This window comes from Plantibacter flavus (assembly GCF_051487245.1).
GTDB lineage: Bacteria > Actinomycetota > Actinomycetes > Actinomycetales > Microbacteriaceae > Plantibacter > Plantibacter flavus_B.
Window position 1 is genome coordinate 210,969 of record NZ_JAHVDH010000002.1, and the last position, 21,519, is coordinate 232,487.

19 protein-coding genes are annotated in these 21,519 nt (G+C 67.3%); 7 read left to right on the plus strand and 12 right to left on the minus strand.

Annotated features, from left to right (window positions below):
- Window positions 1-32 precede the first annotated feature (32 nt).
- Genes KXS11_RS04845 through sufB form a run of 5 tightly spaced genes read right to left on the minus strand, consistent with a single transcriptional unit; the run spans window position 33 to window position 4,118 of the window.
- Complete coding sequence (locus KXS11_RS04845) at window positions 33-362, minus strand: metal-sulfur cluster assembly factor (protein WP_437384358.1); 330 nt, start codon at window positions 360-362, stop codon at window positions 33-35.
- 28 nt (window positions 363-390) lie between these two features.
- Window positions 391-1,167: a Fe-S cluster assembly ATPase SufC gene (gene sufC / locus KXS11_RS04850; RefSeq protein WP_437384359.1), complete on the minus strand. Its 777-nt coding sequence runs from the start codon at window positions 1,165-1,167 to the stop codon at window positions 391-393.
- Between the two features lie 4 nt (window positions 1,168-1,171).
- Window positions 1,172-1,495, minus strand: a complete 324-nt coding sequence (locus KXS11_RS04855; RefSeq protein ID WP_437384361.1) for a non-heme iron oxygenase ferredoxin subunit — start codon at window positions 1,493-1,495, stop codon at window positions 1,172-1,174.
- Window positions 1,492-2,700, minus strand: coding sequence for a Fe-S cluster assembly protein SufD (sufD, locus tag KXS11_RS04860; protein ID WP_437384363.1), 1,209 nt, complete (start codon window positions 2,698-2,700; stop codon window positions 1,492-1,494). Before sufD ends, KXS11_RS04855 begins: the two co-directional genes overlap by 4 nt.
- On the minus strand, window positions 2,700-4,118 hold the full coding sequence (gene sufB, locus KXS11_RS04865) for a Fe-S cluster assembly protein SufB (RefSeq protein ID WP_437384365.1): 1,419 nt from the start codon (window positions 4,116-4,118) through the stop codon (window positions 2,700-2,702). The genes sufD and sufB overlap by 1 nt, the downstream gene beginning before the upstream one ends.
- A 246-nt stretch (window positions 4,119-4,364) precedes the next feature.
- Between sufB and KXS11_RS04870 the strand changes: the two genes are divergently transcribed.
- Entirely contained in the window at window positions 4,365-5,369 is a 1,005-nt protein-coding gene (locus tag KXS11_RS04870; RefSeq protein ID WP_437384367.1) for a COX15/CtaA family protein, read from the plus strand.
- Window positions 5,370-5,384: 15 nt separating this feature from the next.
- On the opposite strand, the gene KXS11_RS04875 is transcribed toward KXS11_RS04870, so the two are convergent.
- On the minus strand, window positions 5,385-7,934 hold the full coding sequence (locus KXS11_RS04875; protein ID WP_437384368.1) for a DEAD/DEAH box helicase: 2,550 nt from the start codon (window positions 7,932-7,934) through the stop codon (window positions 5,385-5,387).
- Between the two features lie 4 nt (window positions 7,935-7,938).
- Entirely contained in the window at window positions 7,939-8,859 is a 921-nt protein-coding gene (locus tag KXS11_RS04880) for a heme o synthase (RefSeq protein WP_437384369.1), read from the minus strand.
- Between the two features lie 331 nt (window positions 8,860-9,190).
- Here KXS11_RS04880 and tkt point away from each other — a divergent pair, with 331 nt between their 5' ends.
- The 6 genes from tkt to pgl are packed head-to-tail and all read left to right on the plus strand — an operon-like array spanning window position 9,191 to window position 17,342.
- Complete coding sequence (gene tkt / locus KXS11_RS04885; RefSeq protein ID WP_437384371.1) at window positions 9,191-11,281, plus strand: transketolase; 2,091 nt, start codon at window positions 9,191-9,193, stop codon at window positions 11,279-11,281.
- Window positions 11,282-11,305: 24 nt separating this feature from the next.
- Window positions 11,306-12,415 carry a transaldolase gene (gene tal, locus KXS11_RS04890; protein WP_437384373.1) on the plus strand — a complete coding sequence of 370 codons (1,110 nt, stop codon included), beginning with the start codon at window positions 11,306-11,308 and terminating at the stop codon, window positions 12,413-12,415.
- Window positions 12,412-14,025 (plus strand): glucose-6-phosphate isomerase, encoded by a 1,614-nt coding sequence (locus tag KXS11_RS04895; protein ID WP_437384374.1) that lies wholly within the window; start codon window positions 12,412-12,414, stop codon window positions 14,023-14,025. Before tal ends, KXS11_RS04895 begins: the two co-directional genes overlap by 4 nt.
- 25 nt (window positions 14,026-14,050) lie before the next feature.
- Complete coding sequence (gene zwf / locus KXS11_RS04900; RefSeq protein ID WP_437384376.1) at window positions 14,051-15,595, plus strand: glucose-6-phosphate dehydrogenase; 1,545 nt, start codon at window positions 14,051-14,053, stop codon at window positions 15,593-15,595.
- Window positions 15,592-16,554 carry a glucose-6-phosphate dehydrogenase assembly protein OpcA gene (locus tag KXS11_RS04905; protein WP_437384378.1) on the plus strand — a complete coding sequence of 321 codons (963 nt, stop codon included), beginning with the start codon at window positions 15,592-15,594 and terminating at the stop codon, window positions 16,552-16,554. The genes zwf and KXS11_RS04905 overlap by 4 nt, the downstream gene beginning before the upstream one ends.
- On the plus strand, window positions 16,554-17,342 hold the full coding sequence (pgl, locus tag KXS11_RS04910; RefSeq protein WP_437384380.1) for a 6-phosphogluconolactonase: 789 nt from the start codon (window positions 16,554-16,556) through the stop codon (window positions 17,340-17,342). Before KXS11_RS04905 ends, pgl begins: the two co-directional genes overlap by 1 nt.
- Before the next feature lie 77 nt (window positions 17,343-17,419).
- On the opposite strand, the gene KXS11_RS04915 is transcribed toward pgl, so the two are convergent.
- The 5 genes from KXS11_RS04915 to gap form a co-directional block, all read right to left on the minus strand.
- Entirely contained in the window at window positions 17,420-17,782 is a 363-nt protein-coding gene (locus KXS11_RS04915) for an RNA polymerase-binding protein RbpA (RefSeq protein ID WP_437384381.1), read from the minus strand.
- 88 nt (window positions 17,783-17,870) lie between these two features.
- Complete coding sequence (secG, locus tag KXS11_RS04920) at window positions 17,871-18,119, minus strand: preprotein translocase subunit SecG (RefSeq protein ID WP_056005661.1); 249 nt, start codon at window positions 18,117-18,119, stop codon at window positions 17,871-17,873.
- Window positions 18,120-18,253: 134 nt separating this feature from the next.
- Window positions 18,254-19,057, minus strand: a complete 804-nt coding sequence (gene tpiA / locus KXS11_RS04925; RefSeq protein WP_437384384.1) for a triose-phosphate isomerase — start codon at window positions 19,055-19,057, stop codon at window positions 18,254-18,256.
- Window positions 19,045-20,262 carry a phosphoglycerate kinase gene (locus KXS11_RS04930; RefSeq protein ID WP_437384386.1) on the minus strand — a complete coding sequence of 406 codons (1,218 nt, stop codon included), beginning with the start codon at window positions 20,260-20,262 and terminating at the stop codon, window positions 19,045-19,047. The genes tpiA and KXS11_RS04930 overlap by 13 nt, the downstream gene beginning before the upstream one ends.
- Before the next feature lie 135 nt (window positions 20,263-20,397).
- A complete protein-coding gene (gap, locus tag KXS11_RS04935) occupies window positions 20,398-21,405 on the minus strand; it encodes a type I glyceraldehyde-3-phosphate dehydrogenase (RefSeq protein WP_437384388.1) in 1,008 nt (335 codons plus the stop codon).
- Window positions 21,406-21,519: the final 114 nt, after the last annotated feature.

Genomic DNA, 21,519 nt, shown 5'->3' on the forward strand with positions numbered 1-21,519 from the left:
CACGAGGGACACCCGCCGTCGAGACGAGACGATCAGATCGAGAAGCCGAGCGCGCGCATCATGTCGCGCCCGTCGTCGGTGATCCGCTCAGGACCCCACGGCGGCATCCAGACCCAGTTGATGCGGAACGCGTCCACGACCCCGTCGAGCGCCTGCCCCGTCTGCTCTTCGAGCACATCGGTGAGCGGGCAGCCGGCGGAGGTCAGCGTCATGTGGATGATGAGCGCATCGTTCTCGTCGTCCCAACCGAGGTCGTAGATGAGCCCCAGATCCACCACGTTGACCCCGAGCTCGGGGTCCATGACGTCCTTGAGCGCTTCCTCGACCTCATCGAACTTCTGCGGACTCAGCGTTGTTACCATGTCGTTATCTTAGACCGGCGAACCGGGCTCAAGCACCCTCTGGTGCGACGACCTCTTCGACGAGGAAGCGATCGTAGCCCTCGTTCTCGAGACGGTCCGCGAGCTCGGGGCCACCCTGCTCGGCGACCTTGCCGTTCACGAACACGTGCACGAAGTCCGGCTTGATGTAGCGAAGGATGCGCGTGTAGTGGGTGATGAGGAGCACGCCGAGGCCGGTGTTCTCCTTCGCGCGGTTGACACCCTCGGAGACGATCTTCAACGCGTCGACGTCGAGCCCGGAGTCGGTCTCGTCGAGGACCGCGAACTGCGGCTTGAGCAGCTCGAGCTGGAGGATCTCGTGGCGCTTCTTCTCGCCGCCGGAGAAGCCCTCGTTGACGTTGCGCTCGGCGAACGCGGCGTCCATGCGGAGGTTCTTCATGGACTCGCGGACGTCCTTGATCCACCCGCGGATGGCCGGAGCCTCGCCGTCGACCGCGGTCTTGGCGGTGCGGAGGAAGTTGGTGACCGTGACGCCCGGGATCTCGACGGGGTACTGCATCGCCAGGAAGAGACCGGCACGTGCACGCTCGTCGACGCTCATCGCGAGGACGTCTTCACCGTCGAGAGTGATGGAGCCGCTGTCGACGGTGTACTTCGGGTGCCCTGCGATCGTGTACGCGAGCGTCGACTTGCCCGAACCGTTCGGGCCCATGATGGCGTGCGTCTCGCCCTTGCGGATGGTGAGGTCGACCCCGCGGAGAATCGGCTTCGTGCCCTGTTCGGTTTCGACACTGACGTGCAGGTCGCGGATTTCGAGGACTGACATGGTGCTAGATCTCTTTCGTTGCGGTCGGGTCGATGTAGATGTCGCCGTCGATGACCTCGACGGTGTAGACGGGGACCGGCTCATACGCCGGGAGGGTGAGCGGCTTGCCGGTGGTGAGGGAGAACTGGGAACCGTGCGCCCAGCACTCGAGGTTGCCGTCTTCGACGAAGCCCTCGGACAGTGAGATGTCACCGTGGGTGCAGACATCTCCGATCGCGAACAGCTCGTCGGAGGCATCGCGGACGAGCGCGATCGGCACGCCGTCCACCACGACCCGCTTGGCCTGGTTGACGGCGAGCTCGTCGAACGAGCACACCTTCGTCGTCACGAGTCCTGCGCTCCGCCCGTGCCGGCGTCGGCCCCGAGGAGCTCGGCCTCGATGGCGTCGGACAGACGTTCCTGCAACTCGGCGTCGCCGATCTGCTGGATGATCTCGACGAGGAAGCCGCGCACGACGAGACGACGTGCCTCGTCCTCGGGGATGCCTCGCGCCTGCAGGTAGAACAGCTGCTCGTCGTCGAAACGACCGGTCGCGCTCGCATGCCCGGCGCCTGCGATGTCACCGGTCTCGATCTCGAGGTTCGGTACCGAGTCGGCGCGGGTGCCGTCGGACAGCACGAGGTTGCGGTTCTGCTCGTAACTGTCGGTGCCGACTGCGCGGTTGCTGATGAGGACGTCGCCGATCCAGACGGAGCGTGCACCCTCACCCTGCAGCGCACCCTTGTAGGTGACGCGGCCGCGCGTGTTCGGCGCGTCGTGGTGCATGTACACCTGCTGCTCGAGGTGCTGACCTGCGTCGGCGAAGTACACGCCGAGGGAGTCGAGGTCGGATCCCTGGCCGGCGAGGTGCAGCGTCGGGTTCACCCGGACGACCTTGCCGCCGAGTGACACGACGACGTGCTTGAGGTGCGCGTCGCGGCCGATCGAGGCGAAGTGGCTCGCGAGGTGGACGGCTTCATCGTCCCACCACTGCACACTGACGACGGTGATGTCTGCCTGATCGCCGACGACGATCTCGACGTTCTCGGTGAGGCGGGCGTCGCCGCTGTTCTCGATGATGATGAGGCCACGGCTGAACGGCGCCGCAGTGATCACGGTGTGTGCGGCACGGGCGGCCCCGCCGAGGCCACTGCGCTCGACGCGCAGGGTCTTCGCCTCCTCACCGGTGACGGTGATCGCAAGAGCCTGCTCGAAGTTCGTCCAGGCGTTGGCCGATGCACGCTCCTCCGGGATGCCGGCGTTGCCGACTCGGGAGTCGTCGCGCGCGATCCACTCGACGGAGAATCCGTCGACCTCGTCGTGCTGCACAGCGATGGGCGAGCCGTCGAGTTCGCCTGCGGTGAGATCAGTGAAGGCGGCGACAGGGCTGAGCTTCCAGACCGCTTCGCGCCCCGTCACCGCGGGGAAGTCGGCGACGTCGAAGGAGCTGAAGCGCTCCGATCGGGTCTGCACAGGGATGACGCGTCCTGCACCGTCGCTGTGGGCCGTGATGCCGTGCTGTCCTTCGGTCTGAGTGGGTGTTGCGATCGTCATTAACCGACGGATCCTTCCATGCCCATCTCAATGAGCTTGTTGAGTTCGAGTGCGTACTCCATGGGCAGCTCACGAGCGATCGGTTCGATGAAGCCACGGACGATCATGGCCATCGCCTCGTCCTCCGGCATTCCTCGGCTCATGAGGTAGAAGAGCTGCTCCTCGCTGACCTTCGAGACGGTCGCCTCGTGGCCGAGCTGGACGTCGTCGACCCGGATGTCGATCGCCGGGTAGGTGTCACTCCGGGAGATGGTGTCGACGAGCAGCGCGTCACAACGCACCGTGTTCGCCGAGTGGTGCGCATTCGCGTCCACGCGGACCTCGCCACGGTACCCCGCGCGTCCGCCGCCTCGGGCGATCGACTTCGAGACGATCGAGGACTGCGTGTACGGCGCCATGTGGATCATCTTCGCGCCGGCGTCCTGGTGCTGGCCCGGGCCGGCGAACGCGACGGACAGGGTCTCGCCCTTGGCGTGCTCGCCCATCAGGTAGATAGACGGGTACTTCATGGTGACCTTGGAACCGATGTTGCCGTCGATCCACTCCATGGTGGCGCCTTCGGCGGCCGTGGCCCGCTTGGTGACGAGGTTGTACACGTTGTTCGACCAGTTCTGGATCGTCGTGTAGCGGACGCGGGCGTTCTTCTTCACGATGATCTCGACGACAGCCGAGTGCAGGGAGTCCGACTTGTAGATCGGTGCCGTGCAGCCTTCGATGTAGTGGACGTAGCTGCCCTCGTCCGCGATGATCAGCGTCCGCTCGAACTGGCCCATGTTCTCGGTGTTGATCCGGAAGTAGGCCTGCAGCGGGATCTCGACGTGCACGCCGGGCGGCACGTAGACGAAGGAGCCGCCGGACCAGACCGCGGTGTTGAGCGCTGCGAACTTGTTGTCACCGGACGGGATCACCGTGCCGAAGTACTCCTCGAAGAACTCCGGGTGCTCCTTGAGCGCCGTGTCGGTGTCCATGAAGATGACGCCCTGGGCCTCGAGCTCCTCGTTGATCTGGTGGTAGACCACCTCGGACTCGTACTGCGCAGCGACGCCTGAGACGAGGCGTTGGCGCTCAGCCTCGGGGATGCCGAGCTTCTCGTACGTGTTCTTGATGTCGTCGGGCAGGTCTTCCCAGGTCTGGGCCTGCTTCTCCGTGGAACGGACGAAGTACTTGATGTTGTCGAAGTCGATCTCGGAGAGGTCTGCACCCCAGGTCGGCATCGGTTTGCGCTCGAACAGCTGAAGCGCCTTCAGACGCCGCTTCAGCATCCACTCCGGTTCGCTCTTCAGCGCCGAGATGTCGGTGACGACCTCGTCCGAGATGCCGCGGCGCGCGGAGGCGCCGGCGACGTCGCCGTCATGCCAGCCGAACTCGTATTGGCCGAGTCCGTCGAGCTCCGGGCGATCGATCAGGATGTCTGACATAAGTCCCTCTTTCCTCCCTGGAGACAACCGCCGGTCGGAGGTCGTCATTCCCTCCACCGGGACGCGCCGAATCGAAGCGGGTTGGGGAGGGATGTGCGGGCGGCTTCATTGCGTACCTACAATGTTCATGAACCATGGCGCTTCTCGCGCGCACCGTGAACCTGATAATCCTACAGCTTCCTGTGGGTTCTAGGTGAGGACGGTGCATCCCGCCGTGGTCTCCCCCGAGAACGAAGGACCGACTCCGTGTCACAGCAGCCCCCGGCAACCACTCGACCGACGCTCCTCAGGAGGTTCGTCGCCTGGCTCCCCGACACGATCGACAAGCGCGTCCGGGTCATCGCGTGGCTGTCGTTCGTCTTCCAGCTCGTCCTCATCGGCACCGGTGGAGCCGTGCGCCTCACCGCCTCGGGGCTCGGCTGCCCCACCTGGCCGCGTTGCACAGCCGACTCCTTCGTGAACACGCCCGAGATGGGTATTCACGGCTTCATCGAGTTCGGCAACCGTCTGCTGACGTTCGTCCTCGCGTTCATCGTGATCGCCGCCTTCCTCGCCGTGATCCGCATGCGCAAGACGCGCAAAGACCTCTTCTGGCTGACGCTCCTCCAGGGTCTCTCCATCCCGGCCCAGGCGGTGCTCGGCGGCATCACCGTCCTCACTGGTCTCAACCCGTACGTGGTGGGCCTGCACTTCGTCGTCTCGATCGTGCTCGTCTCGCTGACGACGATGCTCGTGCATCGGGTCTACCGCGGCCCGCGCGGCACCCGCAAGGTCATGCCGTCCTGGTACGTCGCCATCGTCCACCTCACGAGCCTGTTCGTCGCCATCACCGTCGTGTTCGGGATCCTCACGACGGGTTCCGGGCCGCACGCGGGAGACAACTCGAAGGAGGTTCCCGCTCCGCGGAACGGATTCGACCCCGAGTTCCTGCAGCACCTGCACAGCTGGCCGGCCTATGCGACACTCGCCGGGACCCTGGTGCTCCTCATTGGCGTCCTGACGCTGCGGGAGCGGACAGGGGCCAGGGCGCTCCGCACGGCCGTGTCCGCACTGTTGGCCGTCGAGGTCGTGCAGATCATCGTCGGACTCACCCAGGCACGCCTCGGCCTGCCGGAGGTGCTGGTCGGGCTGCACATGGTGCTTGCCGGACTCCTCGTGGCTGCGATGACCTGGGTCGTGCTGCAGCAGCGTCTCCCGCAGGCTGCCGCGTCCGCGGTCGAGGATTCACCGATCCTCAGCGCGGCGCGGTAACGCGGGAATCCGAACTCAGAGCATACCGACGGCAGTGACCCGCACGACGGCAGTCCCGGTCTCGTCGGAGGCGTCGAGGTCGACGACGGCGTTGATGCCCCAGTCGTGGTCGCCGGCGGGGTCTGCGAACACCTGACGGACACGCCACACGCCACCGCTGTCGCCGACGGGAACCTCGTCCTCGTCGTCGATCACGAGCAGGGCAGGGCTGCGCGCCGCCGCGCCCGTCGGGAGTTCTCCGTGCTCCTCGAAGTACGGATCCATCGCATCGGCCCAGGCATCGGCGTCGAAGCCGGCGGACGCATCGAGTTCACCGAGCGCCTCGTAGCGCTCCAAGGCGGCGAGCTGCACACGGCGGAACAGCTCATTGCGCACGAGCACCGTGAAGGCGCGTCGGTTCGCGAGCACGCTCCGAGGTGTCGGAGGCAAGGAGTGGGCTGCCTGCTCGTGGCGTGCCGGGTCGGGGTGGGACAGCTCCTCCCACTCGTCGAGCAGGCTCGAGTCGACCTGACGGACGAGTTCGCCGAGCCACTCGATGAGGTCCTGCAGCTCCTCGTCCTTGAACTCGTCGGGAACGCTCTGGCGGATCGCACGGAACGCGTCGGAGAGGTACCGGAGCACGAGCCCCTCCGACCGCGAGAGGCTGTAGAACGAGACGAACTCACTGAAGTTCAAGGCGCGTTCGATGAAGTCGCGGACGACCGCCTTGGGGCGCAGCTCGAGGTCGAGTGCCCAGGGCTGGGCCGCCGTGTAGCTCGCGAAAGCCGCACCGAGCAGTTCCGCGAGTGGCTTCGGGTGGGTGACCTCCTCGAGGAGTTCCATCCGCTGGTCGTACTCGATGCCCTCCGCCTTCATGGCTTGGACCGCTTCACCGCGTGCAAGGTGCTGTTGCGCCATCACGATCGCGCGCGGGTCGTCCAGGGTGGACTCGACGACCGAGACGACGTCGAGTGCGAACCCCGGCTGCTCCGGGTCGAGGAGTTCGAACGCGGCGAGGGCGAACGGTGACAGCGGCGCGTTCAGCGCGAAGTTCGGCTGCAGTTCGACGGTCAGACCGATGACCGTCGCGCCGGTGTCCGGGTCGACCGTCTGCGTGATGACGCCGGCCGTCCGCAGGGTGCGGTAGATCTCGAGTGCGCGTCGCGCGAGCGCGAACTGTTTCGCGCGCGGCTCATGATTGTCGAACACGAGCGAGCGGATGATGCCGAAGCTGTCGCCGCCGCGCGCGATGACGCTGAGCATCATCGCGTGGGTCAACTGCATGTGGCTCGTGAGGGTCTCGGGCTCCGCTGCGACGAGCCGCTGGAAACTCGGCTCCCCCCACGACACGAATCCCTCCGGCGCCTTCTTCCGGATGATCTTCCGGCGCTTCTTCGGGTCGTCGCCCGCCTTCTCGATGAGCTTGAGGTTCTCGGTCTCGTGCTCGGGGGCCTGCACGACGACCGTGCCCGCCGTGTCGTAACCGGCCCGCCCTGCCCGCCCGGCGATCTGATGGAACTCGCGGGCGTTCAGCTGCCGCATCTTCGTGCCGTCGTACTTCGTGAGCGCGGTGAAGAGCACCGTGCGGATGGGGACGTTGATGCCGACACCGAGCGTGTCGGTGCCGCAGATGACCCTGAGGAGTCCGCGCTGGGCGAGTTGCTCGACGAGGCGGCGGTACTTCGGGAGCATGCCCGCGTGGTGCACACCGATACCGCTGCGAACGAGGCGGGAGAGGGTCGTGCCGAACGCAGTACTGAATCGGAAGTCGCCGATCGCCGCGGCGATCTCGTCGCGCTGCTCGCGCGTGACGACCTTGAGGCTCGTGAGCGCCTGTGCGCGCTCGAGCGCGGCGGCCTGGGCGAAATGCACGATGTACACGGGCGCCTGCCCGGTGTGCAGGAGTTCCTCGACCGTCTCGTGGATGGGCGTCGTCGCGTAGGAGAAGTGCAGTGGGACGGGACGTTCGACGCCCGTGACGACCGCGGTCTCCCGACCGGTCCGACGTTCGAGGTCGGCCGAGAGGTCGCTGACGTCGCCCAGCGTCGCCGACATGAGCACGAACTGCGTGTTCGGCAAGGTGAGCAGCGGAACCTGCCACGCCCAGCCGCGGTCGGGGTCGGCGTAGAAGTGGAACTCGTCCATGACGACCTGGTCGATACCGGCGTCCTCGCCGTGCCTGAGCGCCAGGTTCGCGACGATCTCCGCTGTGCAGCACACGATCGGTGCATCGGCGTTGACCGAGGAGTCGCCCGTGACCATGCCGACGTTGGCGGCGCCGAACATCTCGACGAGGGCGAAGAACTTCTCGCTCACGAGCGCCTTGATCGGCGCCGTGTAATAGCTGCGCCTGCCTGAGCTGATGGCCGCATAGTGTGCGCCGGCGGCGACGAGGCTCTTGCCGGTCCCGGTCGGTGTCGACAGGATCACATTGGCACCGTCGACGATGCCGATGAGCGCCTCCTCCTGTGCCGGGTAGAGGCGGATGCCTCCCGCTTCCGCCCAGGAGACGAATCGGTCGAAGACGACGTCGGGGGTCTCCCCCGTCGCTGCGATCAGTCGGCCGCGTTCCGGTGCGTCGCCCACCGGGTCAGAACGGGAGCAGCGGGTCGATGCCGACGGCCAGGAACAGCAACGTCAGGTACGTGATCGAGCCGTGGAACACCCGCATGGGCGACACCTGCTCGTGGCGGATCGCCAGGTTGTAGAGACGGTGGGTCTCGTAGATGAACCAACCGCCCGAGAGGACGGCGACCGCGCTGTAGACGAGCCCCATGTCGGCTACCGGGATGAGCAGCAGCGAGCAGACGACCGTGGCCCACGCGTACAGGATGACCTGGAGGCCGACCTGCGCGCGTCCGCGCACGACGGCCAGCATCGGGACACCGACAGCCTGGTAGTCGCTGCGGTACTTCATCGACAACGGCCAGTAGTGCGGCGGCGTCCAGAGGAAGACGACGCCGAAGAGGATGATCGGAGCCCAGCTGAGCGAGCCGGTCACGGCGGCCCAGCCGATGACGACCGGGAAGCAACCGGCGATGCCGCCCCAGATGATGTTCTGCTGGGTGCGACGCTTCAGCCACAGGGTGTAGACGAACACATAGAAGAGGATCGCGCCGACCGACAGGGTCGCTGCGAGCCAGTTGGTCGTCGCCAGAAGCCACACGGTGGAGACGACGCCGAGCGTCCAGGCGAACACGAGCGCTTCACGGGGGGTGAGTTCGCCGGTGACGAGCGGCCGCTTCTTCGTGCGGTCCATGACGGCGTCGATGTCGCGATCGATGTAGCAGTTGAAGGCTGCGGCGGAACCGGCACTCAGCGAACCGCCGATGACGGTCGCGATGACGAGCCACCAGTTGGGCAGTCCGCCCTCGGCGAGGATCATCACCGGGATGGTCGTGACGAGCAGCAGCTCCATGACCCGCGGCTTGGTGAGAGCGATGTACGCCTTCGCCTTGCGTCGGAAACCGAGCCTCGGGCTCGACACACGTTCTGCTACAGCGACGTCCATTGCTCCTCTAACGGTCGGTTCGCCGCGCGCTGTTCGCACGGTGCGCGGTCCGCAGACGATTCTACGACACCGCGACGCCGCACTGTACTCACGGTGCCGGCGACCGTTCCGTGACGTTCGCGGTCATCGAACATGGGCCGACGACTGTGGTGGTTCGCTATGCTGGGAGTGCTCGCCAGCCACCTCGCTCGCGTACGCCTCCCTTCACACAGCTCTTCGAAGTGCGGTAACGCCTGCGCGGACGCCGATGACGTCGTGGGCCGCGAACGCACAGAAGAAGGCTCGACCGAAAGCGTCGACCTCCTGTTCCGATGAGAAGGGTCAGTATTCAGTGGCAGCTCTGCAGTGGGAATCCATTGACAACCAAGCAGTCGACACGGCGCGTATCCTCGCCGCCGACGCGGTAGAGAAGGTCGGCAACGGCCACCCCGGCACGGCGATGAGCCTTGCACCGGCGGCCTACCTGCTGTTCCAGAAGGTCATGCGACGTGATCCAAAGGATCAGGACTGGCTCGGCCGCGACCGCTTCGTCCTGTCCGTCGGGCACAGCTCGCTGACGCAGTACGTGCAGCTCTACCTCGGCGGCTACGGCCTCGAGCTCTCCGACCTCGAGGCACTCCGCACCTGGGGATCGCTCACGCCGGGTCACCCGGAGTACGGCCACACCGACGGTGTCGAGATCACCACGGGCCCGCTCGGCCAGGGCCTCGCGTCCGCAGTCGGCTTCGCCTACGCCTCCCGCTTCGAACGTGGGCTCTTCGACCCGGAGGCGGATGCGGGCACGAGCCCGTTCGACCACTTCGTCTACGTCATCGCCGGCGACGGCGACCTGCAGGAGGGCGTCACCAGCGAGGCCTCCTCGCTCGCCGGTCACCAGCAGCTCGGCAACCTCATCGCGATCTACGACTCCAACCAGATCTCGATCGAGGACGACACCAACATCGCCTTCACCGAGGACGTCAAGGCACGCTACGAGGCCTACCACTGGCACGTCCAGGTGGTCGACTGGAAGCAGACCGGCGAGTACGTCGAGGACGTCCACGCCCTCAACGACGCGATCGAGGCCGCCAAGGCCGAGACCGACAAGCCCTCGCTGATCATCCTCAAGACGATCATCGGCTGGCCTGCACCGAAGAAGCAGAACACCGGCAAGATCCACGGCTCCGCCCTCGGTGCCGACGAGCTCGCAGCCGTCAAGAAGGTGCTCGGCTTCGACCCCGCACAGAACTTCTTCGTGGCAGACGAGGTCATCGAACACACCCGCAAGGCTGTCGACCGCGGTGCGGCGGCGCGTGCCGAGTGGCAGGTCTCGTTCGACGCGTGGGCAGCCGCGAACCCCGAGCGTGCTGCACTGCTCGAGCGCCTCGAAGCAGGCGAGCTGCCCGAAGGCATCGAGTCCGCCCTCCCCGTGTTCGAAGCAGGCAAGGACGTCTCGACCCGCGCCGCCTCCGGCAAGGTCCTCAACGCCCTCGGCCCCGTCATGCCTGAGCTGTGGGGTGGCTCCGCCGACCTCGCGGAGTCGAACAACACCACCATCGAGGGAGGTGCGTCGTTCATCCCGAGCGAGCACTCCACCCACGAGTGGACGGGCAACCCGTACGGCCGTGTGCTGCACTTCGGCATCCGCGAGCACGCCATGGCTGCGATCCTCAACGGCATCGTGCTCCACGGTCCCACCCGTGCGTTCGGCGGCACCTTCCTCATCTTCAGCGACTACATGCGCCCGGCAGTCCGTCTCGCCGCGCTCATGAACGTGCCGTCCATCTTCGTCTGGACCCACGACTCCGTCGCCCTCGGTGAGGACGGCCCGACCCACCAGCCGATCGAGCAGCTCGCGACCCTCCGTGCCATCCCGAACCTCGCCGTCGTGCGTCCGGGTGACGCCAACGAGGTCGCCTACGCATGGCTCGAGATCCTCAAGCGTCGCGGCGGCCCCGCCGGCATCGCCCTGACCCGTCAGAACATCCCCGTGTTCGAGCGTGGCACCGGCGCAGCGGACGGCGACACCTTCGCCAGCGCGTCCAACGTCGCGAAGGGTGCCTACATCCTCGCCGAGGCACCCGGCGGTACGCCGGACGTCATCCTCATCGCCACCGGCTCCGAGCTCCAGCTCGCTGTCGAGGCGCGCGAGGTCCTGCGCGGCGAGGGCGTCAACGCCCGCGTCGTGTCGGTCCCGGCCCTCGAATGGTTCGAGGAGCAGTCCGCCGAGTACCGCGAGTCGGTCCTCCCGAAGACGGTCACCGCACGGGTCGCCGTCGAAGCAGGACTCGGCCTCACCTGGAACAGCATCGTCGGCGACGCCGGACGGATCGTCTCGATCGAGCACTTCGGTGCCTCGGCCGACTACAAGACGCTCTTCCGCGAGTTCGGCATGACCACGGAGGCCGTCGTCTCCGCAGCACACGAGACGCTCGGCAAGTAGCCCGGGCGAAGGAGACAGAAGAACATGACTGAAACCCCAACCGCCAAGCTCTCCGCCGCAGGCGTCAGCATCTGGCTCGACGACCTGTCCCGCGGACGCATCCAGTCCGGTGGCCTCGAGCAGCTCATCGCCGACCGCAACGTCGTCGGTGTCACCACGAACCCCACCATCTTCGCTGCGGCGCTCACCAACGGTGACGTCTACGCGGAGCAGGTCGCCGCGCTCGCGGCTGCCGGTACGTCGGTGACCGACGCGGTCTTCGAGATCACGACGGACGACGTGGCTGCCGCCTCGAAGATCTTCCGCCCGATCTACGACTCGTCGAACGGTTACGACGGCCGCGTGTCGATCGAGGTCGAGCCCGGCTTCGCCCACGATGCCGCCGCGACGATCGAGCAGGCCAAGCAGCTCTGGGCCAAGGTCGACCAGCCCAACGCGATGATCAAGATCCCGGCGACGGTCGAGGGCCTCGAGGCCATCACCGCCGTCATCGGCGCCGGCATCAGCGTCAACGTCACGCTGATCTTCAGCCTCACCCGGTACCGCGAGGTCATCAACGCCTTCCTCGCCGGTCTCGAGCAGGCCAAGGCCGCCGGTCACGACCTCTCGACGATCCACTCGGTCGCCTCCTTCTTCGTGTCGCGGGTCGACACCGAGATCGACAAGCGCCTCGACGCGATCGGCAGCCCCGAGGCCGTCGCACTGAAGAGCAAGGCCGGCGTGGCCAACGCCCAGCTCGCCTACGAGGCGTTCGAGCAGGAGTTCTCGAGCGAGCGCGCGACCGCACTCCTCGAAGCCGGTGCGAACAAGCAGCGTCCGCTCTGGGCATCGACGGGCGTCAAGTCCGCTGACCTCCCCGACACGCTCTACGTGACCGAGCTCGTCGCCGACGGCGTCGTCAACACGATGCCCGAGAAGACGCTCGAGGCGACCTTCGACCACGGCGTGATCACCGGCGACACCGTCACCGGCTCCTACGCCGCCGCCAACGAGGTCCTCGACGCCATCGCGGCACTCGGCATCTCGTACGACGAGGTCACCGCGCTCCTCGAAAGCGAGGGCGTCTCGAAGTTCATCGTCTCCTGGAACGAACTCCTGGACACGGTGACCGCCGCTCTGGAGTCCTCCAAGTGAGCTTCAAGATCCACGTGAGCGGCGCGGCCGAGGCCGCTGTCGAGTCGGTCGTCCCGGCTCTCGTCAGCGACCTCGTCGCGTCGCGTATCACGGACCAGGACCCCACCCTGTGGGGTCCTGCGGCCGAGGCCGAGGCGTCCAAGCGCCTCGGCTGGGTCGAGGCGGTCTCCGTCTCCCGTCCACTCGTCGAGCCCATCCTCGCCCTGCGTGAGGAACTTCACGACCAGGGCGTCGACCACATCGTGCTCGCGGGAATGGGCGGCTCGTCGCTCGCCCCCGAGGTCATCACGAACACGCTCGACGGCAGCCTCACGGTCCTCGACTCGACCGCGCCCGGTCAGGTCCTCGCTGCCCTCGCCGACCGCCTCGAGAGCTCCGTGCTCGTCGTGTCGTCGAAGTCCGGCTCCACCGTCGAGACCGACAGCCAGCGTCGCGCCTACGAGGCTGCGTTCACTGCTGCGGGTATCGACCCCGCCGGCCGCATCGTGATCGTCACCGACCCGGGCTCCCCGCTCGAGGCCGCGGCGAACGAGGCCGGCTACCGCGTCTTCAACGCCGACCCGACTGTGGGCGGCCGGTACAGCGCGCTGACCGCGTTCGGTCTCGTGCCGTCCGGTCTCGCCGGCGTCGACATCGGCGCCCTGCTCGACGAGGCCGACTCCGTCCTCGGCGAGCTGGCGATCGACGACGCGTCGAACCCGGGACTCATCCTGGGCGCAGCGCTCGGCGGTACCACTCCCCTGCGCGACAAGATCGGTCTCGTCACCGACGGCACGCACATCGTCGGCTTCCCCGACTGGGCCGAGCAGCTCATCGCCGAATCGACCGGGAAGTCCGGCCGTGGCCTGCTGCCGGTGGTCCTGAACACGCTCGCTCCCGAACTCGAGGCGAAGCCGGCCGATCTCCAGATCGTCCGCATCGTCGACGACGCCCACGAGCTGCACCTGTTCCCGCGCGACCGCCACGAAGGTGAGATCCTCGTCAGCGGCAGCCTCGGCGCGATGATGCTGGTCTGGGAGTACGCGACGGTCGTCGCCGGTCGTCTCCTCGAGATCGACCCGTTCGACCAGCCGGACGTCGAGTCCGCGAAGGTCGCCACCCGCGGTCTGCTCGACAACCGGCCGGAGCCTGAAGCCCCGGCGTTCGTCGAGTCCGGCATCGAGGTCCGCGGATCCTCCGGTCTGCTGAGTGGTGTGACCACGCTATCCGGCGCCATCGAGGCGCTCCTCGCGCAGCTTCCGGCCGACGGCTACGTCGCCATCCAGGGCTACGTCGACCGCCTCGCCTCCCCGCAGCTCGAGAGCGTCCGCGACCTCGTCGCGGCGAAGGCCGGCCGCCCCACCACCTTCGGATGGGGTCCGCGCTTCCTGCACTCGACCGGTCAGTACCACAAGGGTGGACCCGCCAACGGCGTGTTCCTGCAGATCACCGAGACGGCACCCGTCGACCTCGAGATCCCGGAGCGCCCGTTCACGTTCGGTCAGCTGATCGAGGCCCAGGCAGGCGGCGACGCGCGCGTCCTCGCCGAGCACGGCCGCCCGGTCCTCACGCTGACGCTCACGTCACCGGACCAGAACATCGTCACCCTCTTCGACGCCGTCAACGACTAGCGCGCGTCACAGTACAAGGAGCTTCATGTCCCCGGTGGAAATCACCCCGGAGTCCAACCCGTTGCGGGTGGACACCGACCGACGCCTCAACCGGATCGCGGGTCCGAGCGGCCTCATCATCTTCGGCGTGACAGGTGACCTGTCACGCAAGAAGCTGATGCCGGCCGTATACGACCTCGCGAACCGCGGTCTGCTGCCGCCCGGGTTCTCCCTCGTCGGGTTCGCCCGACGCGACTGGGAGGACCAGGACTTCATGCAGGTCGTCCACGACTCCGTGAAGCAGTACGCACGGACCGAGTTCCGTGAGGACGTCTGGAACCAGCTGGCCCAGGGCATCCGTTTCGTCCCCGGCGAGTTCGGCGACGACGCGGCCTTCGAAAAGCTGAAGTCCACGATCGAGGAACTCGACGCCGACCGCGGAACGATGGGCAACCATGCGTTCTACCTGTCCATCCCGCCGAAGGCGTTCCCGCAGGTCACCGAGCAGCTCCGCCGTTCCGGACTCGCAGAGCCCGACGACGGCCAGTGGCGCAGGGTCGTCATCGAGAAGCCGTTCGGGAGCGACCTCAAGACGGCTCGCGAGCTCAACGACATCGTGCAGTCCGTGTTCCCATCGGACTCGATCTTCCGGATCGACCACTACCTCGGCAAGGAGACCGTCCAGAATATCCTGGCGCTCCGGTTCGCGAACCAGCTGTACGAACCCATCTGGAACGCGAACTACGTCGACCACGTGCAGATCACGATGGCCGAGGACATCGGTGTCGGGGGCCGTGCCGGCTACTACGACGGCATTGGTGCGGCACGAGACGTCATCCAGAACCACCTCCTCCAGCTCCTCGCGCTCACCGCGATGGAGGAGCCCATCTCCTTCAACGCCGCGGATCTGCGCGCTGAGAAGGAGAAGGTCCTGGCGGCCGTCCGCCTGCCTGACGACCTCGGCGCCGCAACCGCTCGCGGTCAGTACGCCGGCGGTTGGCAGGGTGGCGAGCACGTCACCGGTTTCCTCGACGAGGACGGGATGGATCCCCAGTCGACGACGGAGACGTACGCGGCCATGCGCCTGGACATCGGCACGCGTCGGTGGGCCGGTGTGCCGTTCTACCTCCGTGCCGGCAAGCGCCTCGGTCGCCGGGTCACCGAGATCGCCGTCGTCTTCAAGCGCGCTCCGCAGTACCTCTTCGCGGAGAGCCAGACCTCGGCGCTCGGACAGAACGCACTCGTGATCCGGGTCCAGCCCGACGAGGGCGTCACGATCCGGTTCGGCTCCAAGGTCCCCGGGGCCGGCACGCAGGTGCGCGACGTCACGATGGACTTCGGGTACGGCCACGCCTTCACCGAGGCGAGCCCCGAGGCGTACGAGCGACTCATCCTCGACGTGCTGCTCGGCGACCCGCCGCTGTTCCCCCGCCACGAGGAGGTCGAGCTCTCCTGGAAGATCCTCGACCCGATCGAGGAGTACTGGGCCGCTCAGGACACGCCGCTCGAGCAGTACGCTCCCGGCACCTGGGGCCCGTCTTCGGCCGATGACCTCATGACCCGCGACGGACGTCACTGGAGGCGACCATGATCGTAGACCTGCCCGACACCACCACCAGCAAGCTCTCGAAGGCCCTCGTCACCATCCGTGAGGATGGCGGCGCGGTCGCTCTCGGGCGTGTGCTCACCCTGGTGATCTCCACCCGGCTTGGCGCTGAAGAGGAGGCCATCGAGGCTGCCAACGAGGCGTCTCGCGAGCACCCGATGCGTGTCATCGTGCTGTCGACCGAGGCCGACGGCGAGCCGTCCTCCGTCGGCGACCGCCTCGACGCCCAGATCCGCGTCGGCGGTGACGCAGGCGCGAGCGAGGTCGTCATCCTCCGCGCCTACGGTGCCGTGGCCGACAACGAGGAGAGCCTCGTGACCGGCCTCCTGCTCCCAGACGCACCAGTGGTGGCATGGTGGCCCGGAGAGGCCCCTGAGCGTGTCTCGACGTCGCCGATCGGTCGTATCGCTCAACGGCGGATCACGGACGCCTCCGCGGCGGCGGACACCCACGCCGCGCTGCGGGGTCGTGCGGAGAACTATGCGCCCGGCGACACCGACTTCGCCTGGACGCGCCTCACGCTGTGGCGGGCTCAGTTGGCAGCGGTCCTCGACCAGCCGCCGTACGAACCCGTGACAGCCATCGAGGTCTCCGGAGCGTCCGACTCCCCGTCGACCGAGCTGCTCGCAGCCTGGCTGCAACTGCAGCTGCAGGTCACGGTGACCCACGAGTTGAGCATGGCGCACGGTTCGAGCGGCATCCACGGTGTCCGCCTCACGCGGGCGTCGGGGAACGTCGTCCTCGAGCGTCCCGTGCCGGATATCGCGACCCTCATCCAGCCGGGCCAGCCGACGCACGACCTGTCGCTCCCCCGCCGGAGTCTGCGCGACTGCCTCGCTGAGGAACTCCGCACGCTCGACCCGGATGTGCTCTACGGCCAAGTCATCACCGAGGGCCTTCCCGGCCTCGGTCAGCCCGTCACGTTGCGCGCTCGGGCGAACTGATGGCCACCGAGCGACGCGTCCTCGTCTACCAGGACCGTGACCAGCTGACGACCTCGGTCGCCAAACGGTTCCTGTCACGTACCCGCGAGCTGCTGGAGTCGCAGGACACTGTGCATGTGGTGCTCACCGGCGGCACCGTCGGTATCGGCACCCTCGCCGCCGTCGCCGTGTCGAAGGATCGCGACCGCGTCGACTGGTCGCGCGTCCACCTGTGGTGGGGTGACGAGCGGTGGGTCGCTCGCGACCATGCCGACCGCAATGAGCTGCAGGCTCGAGAGGCGTTGCTCGACACGCTCCTGGCGCTTCCCGAGCGCGCGCTCCTCGAGGAGCACGTGCACGGCTATCCCGCGACGGACGACGGCATCGACCTCGATGCCGCCGCCGTGCGGTATGCCGATGAGTTGCGACGGTTCGCGCCGGAGGGCGAGGACCACCCGCGCTTCGACATCACCTTCCTCGGCGTCGGACCGGACGGCCACGTCGCATCGCTCTTCCCCGAGCGCGCCGAGGTGTCCGTCACCGATGTGTCGGTCGTCGCCGTGCGGAACTCCCCCAAGCCGCCGCCCGAGCGTCTCAGTCTCACCAGACCGGCGATCAACTCCTCGGTGCGGGTGTGGCTCGTGCTCGCCGGCGCTGACAAGGCCTCAGCGCTTGGCCTCGCCCTCGCCGGTGCGAGCTACAACGAGGTGCCGGCAGCCGGAGCCAAGGGCCGCAAGCGGACGGTGTTCTTCGTCGACCAGGATGCAGCCGCCGAAGTGCCCGACGCTCTGATCCTGCCGGAGTACTAGCCCCGGCGCATCCAGGAGCAACGCAGAGAGGCCGTTCCCTTCGGGGAACGGCCTCTCTGCGTTGCGTGGAGGTGGAGCTACTTCGTCGTCGTGCCTCGACGCGCGCGAAGCTGCTGCAGAGCCTCTTCGAGCAGCTGCTCGGCTTCCTCCTCGGTGCGTCGTTCCTTGACGTACGCGAGGTGCGTCTTGTACGGCTCGAGCTTCGCGACCTCCGGCGGGTTGGCCTTGTCGCGTCCGGCCGGCAGACCGGAGGTCGGGCAGTCGATGGTCTCGGGGATCTCCTCGTCGGGCACGTTCGCCGCGAAGTGACGCACGGTCTCATTGCCGAGGGCATCCCAGTAGGAGATGGCGATGCGGTCGGCGTGGTAGCCGTGGTCCTGTTCGCCCATGGGACCTGCGCCGACGCGTGATCCCCTGATAGCGCTTCCGCCTGATGCCATGGTGTGTCCTCTTTCTCGTGCTGTCGAGAGTGATGCGGGTGTGTTTCGTGGAACCGGAGCGCCGTCGACGGTCTGCTCCGCAGTCGGCTTACGCCGCGGCGAACTTCGTCAGGAGCCCGATGACCACGATGCAGGCGCCCCAGGTGAGCCCGAGGATGACCGTGAAGCGATTGAGGTTCCGCTCTGCGACGCCGGACGAGCCGAGGTTGCTCGAGCTGCCGCCACCGAACATGTCGGAGAGACCGCCACCGCGGCCCTTGTGCAGCAGGATCAGGAAGGTGAGCAGGAGGCTGGTGATGCCGAGCAACACCTGCAGGATGACCTGGAGAATCTCCACGTGAGACCTTTCGCATTCGCGTTCAGAGAGGCTGAACCGTCGTCAAGTATACCTCGACGGTTCAACGGGGAACGGCTCGGCCCGCGGCGGATGCCGCAGAGCCGAGCCGAAGCCGAGAAGCCGTGCCGTCGGGGTCAGAGCCCGACGTGCTGGGAGAAGCGGGCGATGCCGGCGAACTCCTCCGCGAGGAGGCTCGCGCCGCCGACGAGGGCGCCGTCGACGTCGGGCTCGCGCATGAAGCCCGCGATGTTCGAGGACTTCACCGAGCCGCCGTAGAGGATGCGCGTGCGCTGTGCAGCCGCGTCACCGAGCACCTCGGCGAGGGTCGCACGGAGCGCGGCGGCGACCTGCTGGGCCTGCTCGGGCGTCGCGGCCTGGCCGGAGCCGATGGCCCAGACCGGCTCGTACGCCACCACGATGTCCGCGTCGGCGGAAAGACCGTCGATCGCGGCACGGAGCTGTGCAACCGGCACGGCCGAGGGACCGTGCTGCTCGAGGTCCTCGGCGGTCTCGCCGATGCAGATGACGGGGACGAGCCCGTGCTTCACTGCCGCGGCGGTCTTCGCCTGGACGACGGCATCGGTCTCGTTGTGCAGGGTGCGACGCTCGGAGTGGCCGACGAGGACGTAGCGGCAGTCGAGCTTCGCGAGGAACGCACCCGAGATCTCACCGGTGTACGCGCCCGAGTCGTGCTGCGACAGGTCCTGTGCCCCATAAGCGAGTTCGAGCTTGTCGGCGGCGACGATCGTCTGCACCGAACGGAGATCGGTGAACGGCGGGAAGATGGCGACCTCAGCATCGGCGTAGTCGTGCTTGCCGTCCTTGAGCGTCCAGTCGAGCTTCTGAACGAGCGCGATGGCCTGGAGGTGGTCCAGGTTGAGTTTCCAGTTGCCGGCGATGAGGGGCACGCGCACGCGCCCGGGGGTTACTGCTGCCATCCGAGGACCTCCAGTCCAGGCAGGCGCTTGCCCTCGAGGAACTCGAGGCTCGCGCCGCCGCCAGTTGAGATGTGACCGAACTGGTCATCATCGAAGCCGAGCGCGCGAACCGCGGCGGCCGAGTCACCGCCGCCGACGACACTGAGGCCGTCGGTGCGGGTGAGTGCTTCCGCGACGGCACGGGTGCCTGCGGCGAAGGGGGCGAGCTCGAAGACGCCCATCGGACCGTTCCAGAACACCGTCTTCGAGGCGGCGACGATCTCGGCGAACGCCGTCGCGGTCTCCGGACCGATGTCCAGGCCGAGGCCCGCGGTTCCGAAGGGGGTGTCCTCGATGCGGTCTGCAGGCCGCACGACGTGCTCGGCGTCGGCGCCGAACTTCGAGGCGACCACGACGTCGGTCGGCAGGACGATCTTCACGCCCAACTCCTCGGCCTTGGCGAGGTAGCCGAGCACGGTGTCGATCTGATCGGCTTCGAGCAGACTCGAACCGACGGTGTGCCCCTTGGCGGCGAGGAACGTGAACAGCATGCCCCCACCGATGAGGAGCGTGTCGACGCGCGGCAGCAGGTGGCCGATGACGCCGAGCTTGTCCGAGACCTTCGAGCCGCCGAGGACGACCGTGTACGGACGCTCCGGGTTCTCAGTGAGCCGGTCCAAGACCTCGAGCTCCGCGGCGATGAGCAGGCCGGCCGCGCTCGGGAGGAGATTCGCGAGCTCGTAGACGCTCGCCTGCTTCCGGTGGACGACGCCGAAGCCGTCGGAGACGACGACATCGCCGAAGGCGGCGAGCTTGGCGGCGAACGCCTCGCGCTCCGCGGCGTCCTTGCTGGTCTCGGCGGCGTTGAACCGGAGGTTCTCGAGGACGACGACGTCGCCGTCGGTCTGCGCTGCGACGGCCTCGGTGGCGGCGCTGCCGACCGTGTCGGCTGCGAAGGTCACGGGCTTGCCGAGCAACTCCGACAGGCGCTGTGCGACCGGGGCGAGGCTGTACTTGGCGTCAGGGGTGCCGTCCGGGCGACCGAGGTGCGAGACGATCACGACGCGGGCGCCCTGGTTGACGAGGGCGTTGACGGTGGGGAGCGCCGCGCGGATGCGACCGTCGTCGGTGATGACGCCGTCTTTGAGTGGGACGTTGAGATCGAGGCGGACGACCACGCGGCGGCCACCGAGGGCGCCGAGCGAGTCGAGGGTGCGGAGGGTCATGTGGTGGGTCTTTCTCTGCGCTGAGCCACGGACGCCGGTGAAGCCGAACGGGCGCCCTGAAACTGATTCAGGACGCCCGTTCGGACCATGCGGTGTCTGGCTACTCTGGAAGGAGGTCGGCAGACAGCCGGTTGGTTAGAGGCGGTCCGCGACGTACTCGGTGAGGTCGACGAGACGGTTCGAGTAGCCCCACTCGTTGTCGTACCACGAGGCGACCTTGACCTGCGTGCCGATGACCTTGGTGAGGCCGGCGTCGAAGATCGAGGAGTGCGGGTCGGTGACGATGTCGCTGGAGACGATCGGGTCCTCGGTGTACTTGAGGATGCCCTTGAGGGGGCCCTCTGCAGCAGCCTTGTACGCGGCGTTGATCTCCTCGACCGTGGCCGGGTTGGTCAGCTCGACCGTGAGGTCGGTGATCGAACCGGTCGGGACCGGGACGCGCAGTGCGTAGCCGTCGAGCTTGCCGACGAGCTCCGGGATGACCAGACCGAGCGCCTTGGCTGCGCCGGTCGAGGTCGGGATGATGTTGACGGCCGCGGCGCGTGCACGACGCAGGTCGCTGTGCGGGCCGTCCTGGAGGTTCTGGTCGGCGGTGTAGGCGTGGACCGTGGTCATGAGACCGCGCTCGATGCCGAAGTTGTCGAGCAGCACCTTGGCGAGCGGCGCGAGGCAGTTGGTGGTGCAGGACGCGTTGGAGATGATGTCGTGCGTCGCTGCGTCGTAGGTGCCCTCGTTGACGCCGAGAACGATGGTGGCGACGTCGCTTCCGGTGGCGGGAGCGGAGACGAGGACCTTCTTGGCGCCGGCGGTGATGTGCTTGCGCGCATCGTCCGACTTGGTGAAGCGGCCGGTCGACTCGATGACGATGTCGACGCCCAGCTCAGCCCACGGGAGGTTCGCGGGGTCGCGCTCCTCGAGCACGATGATGGGCTTGCCGTTGACGATGATCTTGTCACCGTCGAGCTCGACCGTCGCGTCCAGACGACCCGTGATCGAGTCGTACTTCAGGAGGTGCGCGAGCGCCTTGTTGTCGGTGAGGTCGTTGACTGCGACGATCTCGAGGTCGCTTCCCTTGGCGAGGGCAGCGCGGAAGAAGTTGCGGCCGATGCGGCCGAAGCCGTTGATGCCGATCTTGACGGACACAGATGACTCCTGATACTGAGGCGCCGACGGCGCGATTGTACGGTCTGCTCGGAGTGAGCGGCCTGCTCAGATGAGCAGGGATTGGTCCGTCCCGGCCCGAGGGACCGGGACGGA

Excerpts from the sequence above, each read along its gene's own strand:
- sufC (WP_437384359.1), bottom strand. The coding sequence starts at position 1,167 with ATGTCAGTCCTCGAAATCCGCGACCTGCACGTCAGTGTCGAAACCGAA.
- KXS11_RS04845 (WP_437384358.1), bottom strand. The coding sequence starts at position 362 with ATGGTAACAACGCTGAGTCCGCAGAAGTTCGATGAGGTCGAGGAAGCG.
- sufD (WP_437384363.1), bottom strand. The coding sequence starts at position 2,700 with ATGACGATCGCAACACCCACTCAGACCGAAGGACAGCACGGCATCACG.
- KXS11_RS04915 (WP_437384381.1), bottom strand. The coding sequence starts at position 17,782 with ATGGCATCAGGCGGAAGCGCTATCAGGGGATCACGCGTCGGCGCAGGT.
- zwf (WP_437384376.1), top strand. The coding sequence starts at position 14,051 with ATGTCCCCGGTGGAAATCACCCCGGAGTCCAACCCGTTGCGGGTGGAC.
- pgl (WP_437384380.1), top strand. The coding sequence starts at position 16,554 with ATGGCCACCGAGCGACGCGTCCTCGTCTACCAGGACCGTGACCAGCTG.
- tpiA (WP_437384384.1), bottom strand. The coding sequence starts at position 19,057 with ATGGCAGCAGTAACCCCCGGGCGCGTGCGCGTGCCCCTCATCGCCGGC.
- sufB (WP_437384365.1), bottom strand. The coding sequence starts at position 4,118 with ATGTCAGACATCCTGATCGATCGCCCGGAGCTCGACGGACTCGGCCAA.
- KXS11_RS04930 (WP_437384386.1), bottom strand. The coding sequence starts at position 20,262 with ATGACCCTCCGCACCCTCGACTCGCTCGGCGCCCTCGGTGGCCGCCGC.
- KXS11_RS04880 (WP_437384369.1), bottom strand. The coding sequence starts at position 8,859 with ATGGACGTCGCTGTAGCAGAACGTGTGTCGAGCCCGAGGCTCGGTTTC.
- KXS11_RS04905 (WP_437384378.1), top strand. The coding sequence starts at position 15,592 with ATGATCGTAGACCTGCCCGACACCACCACCAGCAAGCTCTCGAAGGCC.
- tal (WP_437384373.1), top strand. The coding sequence starts at position 11,306 with ATGACTGAAACCCCAACCGCCAAGCTCTCCGCCGCAGGCGTCAGCATC.